The sequence below is a fragment of the Acidisphaera rubrifaciens HS-AP3 genome, assembly GCF_000964365.1.
Taxonomy (GTDB): domain Bacteria; phylum Pseudomonadota; class Alphaproteobacteria; order Acetobacterales; family Acetobacteraceae; genus Acidisphaera; species Acidisphaera rubrifaciens.
This window is the reverse complement of the sequence record NZ_BANB01000153.1, coordinates 1-3,877: the sequence shown is the minus strand read 5'-3', so window position 1 is coordinate 3,877 and position 3,877 is coordinate 1. Positions and strand designations below refer to the sequence as shown.

Here is a 3,877-nt window from a genome sequence, read left to right as displayed (position 1 = left end):
CCGCCGCCGCCGCGCGCACCGCGAGATCGGCCATCGTGTCGTCGGGCGTGAACGGCTCCGGCACGCCGCCGCGCCGCACGTTGGTGATCCAGTCCCGCCCGCGCCGCGTCATCGCCGCCACCGGCACGCCGTCGCAGACCAGGATGCGGTGATCGTGAAACGATCCCTCCACCTCGACGAAGCGTTGCAGGTGATAGACGCCGTCCACCGTCGCCGCGTCCGGCAATGCCTCCGCCGCGCGCACGCGCAGCAGGCCGCGCCCCTGCGCGCCGAACAGCGGCTTGACCACCACCTCGCCGCCCACGCGCGCGAGCAGCGCCTCCGCCGCGGTGCGTCCCTCCACGGTCCAGCTCGCCGGCATCGGCACCCCGGCGCGGCCGAGCAGGAAGCAGGTCATCGCCTTGTCCACGCAGCGTTCGATCGCCCGCGCCGTGTTCCACACCGGCACGCCCTGCGCATCGAGCGCGTGCAGCACGCTCAGCCGCTTCGTCACCGCCTCGAAACTGCCGCCGTCGAGGCTGCGCACGAACGCCGCGTCCGGCAGCCCGCCCGCGCCCCAGTCGCCGGGGATCAGCAGCCCGCCGGGTGCTTCGGTGTCGAACCCGCAATCGGCCAGCCGCACCGCGGCCGCGCGCGCCCCTTCCGCGTCGAACGCCTCCAGCAGCGCCGCCGCGTGCCAGTCGAGCAGGTCGGTGAACAGCGCGATGCGGCGCGCCAGCAAGGGACGCGCTCAGCCCGCGCCGAACGAGGCGTCGAGCAGCGCCGGATCGAGCGCGCCGCCGCGGAACGTCTCGCCGCTGTCGATCGCGGTGACGAGGGCGAGGGCGGGGCTGAACAGCATCGGGTCGATCGCGTAGAAATCGCCTTTCGCCGCGCGGAACGTCTCGGCGAACGGCCGGCCGTAATCGCGCGAGGTCGCCGCCGGCAGCCGCTCCGCCAGCGTGCGCGCCGCCTCGGCCGGGCCGCTGACGAACAGATGCACGCGCCCGCCGAAGATGATCGCGTCGTTGGTGCGGCCCATCGCGGTGACGAAATCGGGATGCGGCGGCGGCAGCGGCGCCGCGCCGATGCCGTCGCGTATGTGCGCGAGCGGGAAATGCAGCGCGTGCGCCTTGTGCAGCGCGACCTCCAGCACGCGGGCCACGACCTGCGCGCTGCCGACCAGGCTTTGCGTCGGCGCATAGATCACGCCGAGCCGCCGGCCCGCGACGCCGCAGGCGCGCGCGATGTCGGCCAGCAGCGGCGGCGGAGGCGGCTTGGCGGCCTCCAGCACCAGCACCGCCTCCTCGGCCTGATCGGCATAGCCCAGCTCGGCGAACAGCTTCTCCTTGCGCGCGAGCGCCCGCGCGGGGCCGGAGCCAAGCGCAAAATAGGCGTTCGGCTTCTCCCCGTGCGCGAGGCTCCAGCCCGCGTACTGGCTGCCCAGACAGGCGATCACCGGCTGCGACGACGCGACCGTCACCGTCGCCGGCCAGCGCGGCAGCGCGGCATCGGTGCCGAAGGCGACGCGCCCCAGGCCACCCAGACAGATCTCCGCGATGCGCAGCCCCGCCTCGATCCCGGCGGGTGCGGCGTCCACCAGCACCTCGCCCTCCGGCCCCGCCGCGACCGCGAGCCCGAGCGTGTCGGCGTCCGCCAGCAGGGCTTCGAACAGGGTCCAGGCGCGTTTGTTCACGCTGATGGGCATGTGGCCTCCTCGGCGGCGGCTAGGACGGCAGCGACGCGCCGCCGCACGTCGGCTTCCGCGGTCACGGGATCATCGGCGGCGGCCAGCACCGAACATAGCGGCTCGCCGGCCCGCGCCGCCATGCCGGGCGGCTGGCGATCGGCGGTCCAGTCGGGCCACGCGAAGCCCGCCGGCAGCACGATGTCGCGGCGCGCATACGCGAACGCCGCCGCCGTCGCCCCGCGCGCCGGCGCCGGCCCGCGTCGCAGCGATCCCTCGCACGCCGCGACGTGCCACGCAAACAGCGGCCATGCCGCGTACAGATCCATCGTCGCGCCGGGTCGCGGATTGATTTCGATCAGACGCCAGTCGTCGCCGTCCACCAGCAGATCGGCGCTGCCGAGCCCGCGCAGGCCGAGCGCGGGCACCAGCGCCGCGAGCGCGCGCCACACTTCCGCGGCGACCGGGGCGGGCAGGGGATGCGGCTGCACCGCGCCCCCATAGCGCATCGGCATGCCGGCTACCGGGTCCGTCCACTGCCGGCTCGCGCCGAGGATGCGCGCGCGCGTCCCGTCGGCGGCGAACAGCACGCCGACCGGCACCCCCGCCGCGCGTTGCTGGAAATACCGCCCGGCGCCGGGCGCGGCACCGGCCACCGCGTCCGCGATATGCGTCCCGCCCGCGCCGCCCGCCTGCTTGACCAGCCAGTCCGCCGCGTCCGCCGCGTCCGGCGCGTGATGGCGGATCGCCGGATGCGGGACGCCATGCGCCGCGCACAGCGCCGCGAACCCGTCCGGGTCCTTGGCGCGACGGACCGTATCTTCATCATTTCCAATGATGCGATAGTGAGCGGCGATCGTGCCGAGCAGGCCGGGCCGGTCCTCGAACCCGCTGCCGCACACGATGCCGGCCGGCGCGCGACCCTGCGCCAGCCGCGCCAGCGCCGGCAGCAGATGTGCCGCGTCGAGCGCGTCCAGCCGCGCCGTGTCCTCCGCCGCCGCCGCGGTGTCGTCGTCGGCGAACAAGTCGGCGACCAGTGGGACGAAGCCGCCGCGCCGCGCCGACTGCGCCAGCGCCCGGCCCGACATCGCCGCGATCAGCACCACGGCACCGCGACCGGTCACTGCCCGGCGCCCGGCGCCGCGGCCCGGTATGCCGCCCTGAGAGTTGCCCGTCGTCGCCTGTCTCAGCCGACGAGGTCGGTGGCAAAGGCGTAGGCGTCGCGGAAATCGAAGCTCACCGGCTTCTGCGCCTCGATCATGCGGCGGAACAGGCCGAACTCCGTCTGGTACTTGATGTGCCCGATCGCCAGCGCGCCGATGCCGCGCGTCGGCCCCGACAGCACGACGCCGTCATCCTGCACGCCGAGCCTCTCGACGCCGAGCGGCGGCACGGCGTTGACGTCGCAGACGACGAGCATGTGCGGCGCCGCCGCGACCTGCGCGCGCGACAGGATCTGCGTGCCGGCGCGGCCGGCGCAGAACACGACGTCCGCGCCCGCCAGAACGGCCTCCTTCGCCGCGTCGCTCGCGCCGTCCGCGGCGGCGACGGTGACGCCGAACCGGCGGCCGATCTCGTCCGCCGACTTGGCGACACGCTCGACGCCGGTATGGCCCACCATCGTCACCCGCGCGCCCTCCAGCGCCGCGATGACGGCGGAGGCGAAGCCCACCACGCCGGTCGCGCCGAACACCGCGACGCGCAGGCCCGACAGCGTGCGGCCATGCGCCGCCTTCAACTGTTGGACCGCCTTGGCCACCATCGCCGCCGCCGTGGTGAACGAGCCGGCGGGATCGGCGAAGCAGGACACGATGAACGGCGGCACCATCGCCGCCTTGGCCGCCGCGAGCATGTCGAGCGCCGCGATCGCGTCGCGCCCGCCGATGAAGATTCCGGTGCGTATGGCGAGCTTGGGCGGGCGGGAGAAGATCGCGTCCTGCACCAGCCCTTGCACGTCGGACGCCTCGATGCGGCTATAGGGCAGCACCGCGTCATAGCCGGCATCCAGCGCCATGTTGACGTCGAACGGGCTCACCTGCGGCAGCGGGCTGAGCATGTGCAGGATGTGCTTATCGGCCATCGTCGTCTGTCTCCTCCGGCCCGGACGGCGCCGTTGCCATCCGTTCCACCTGCGCGCCGCGATTGCGCGCGCACGTCACCTGTACGTCCAGACCCTCCGCCGCACCAGTGGCCAGCGCCGATGCCACGATT

4 protein-coding genes are annotated in these 3,877 nt (G+C 74.2%); all 4 read right to left on the bottom strand.

Annotated features, from left to right (window positions below; all coding sequences use genetic code 11):
* On the bottom strand, nucleotides 1-721 hold a 721-nt coding region (locus tag B8460_RS05610), incomplete at its 3' end, for an ATP-grasp domain-containing protein (RefSeq protein ID WP_052945136.1).
* A gap of 9 nt (nucleotides 722-730) precedes the next feature.
* The gene (mch, locus tag B8460_RS05605; RefSeq protein WP_048860599.1) at nucleotides 731-1,687 is read right to left on the bottom strand and encodes a methenyltetrahydromethanopterin cyclohydrolase; all 957 of its coding nucleotides are present in this window, start codon (nucleotides 1,685-1,687) and stop codon (nucleotides 731-733) included.
* Nucleotides 1,672-2,790 (bottom strand): ATP-grasp domain-containing protein, encoded by a 1,119-nt coding sequence (locus tag B8460_RS05600; protein WP_148360388.1) that lies wholly within the window; start codon nucleotides 2,788-2,790, stop codon nucleotides 1,672-1,674. Before B8460_RS05600 ends, mch begins: the two co-directional genes overlap by 16 nt.
* 62 nt (nucleotides 2,791-2,852) lie before the next feature.
* Nucleotides 2,853-3,746, bottom strand: a complete 894-nt coding sequence (locus B8460_RS05595; protein WP_048860597.1) for an NAD(P)-dependent methylenetetrahydromethanopterin dehydrogenase — start codon at nucleotides 3,744-3,746, stop codon at nucleotides 2,853-2,855.
* Nucleotides 3,747-3,877 lie beyond the last annotated feature (131 nt).

Bases quoted from the DNA above. Each gene is read 5' to 3' on its own strand.
- B8460_RS05595 (WP_048860597.1), bottom strand. From the start codon at position 3,746: ATGGCCGATAAGCACATCCTGCACATGCTCAGCCCGCTGCCGCAGGTG.
- mch (WP_048860599.1), bottom strand. From the start codon at position 1,687: ATGCCCATCAGCGTGAACAAACGCGCCTGGACCCTGTTCGAAGCCCTG.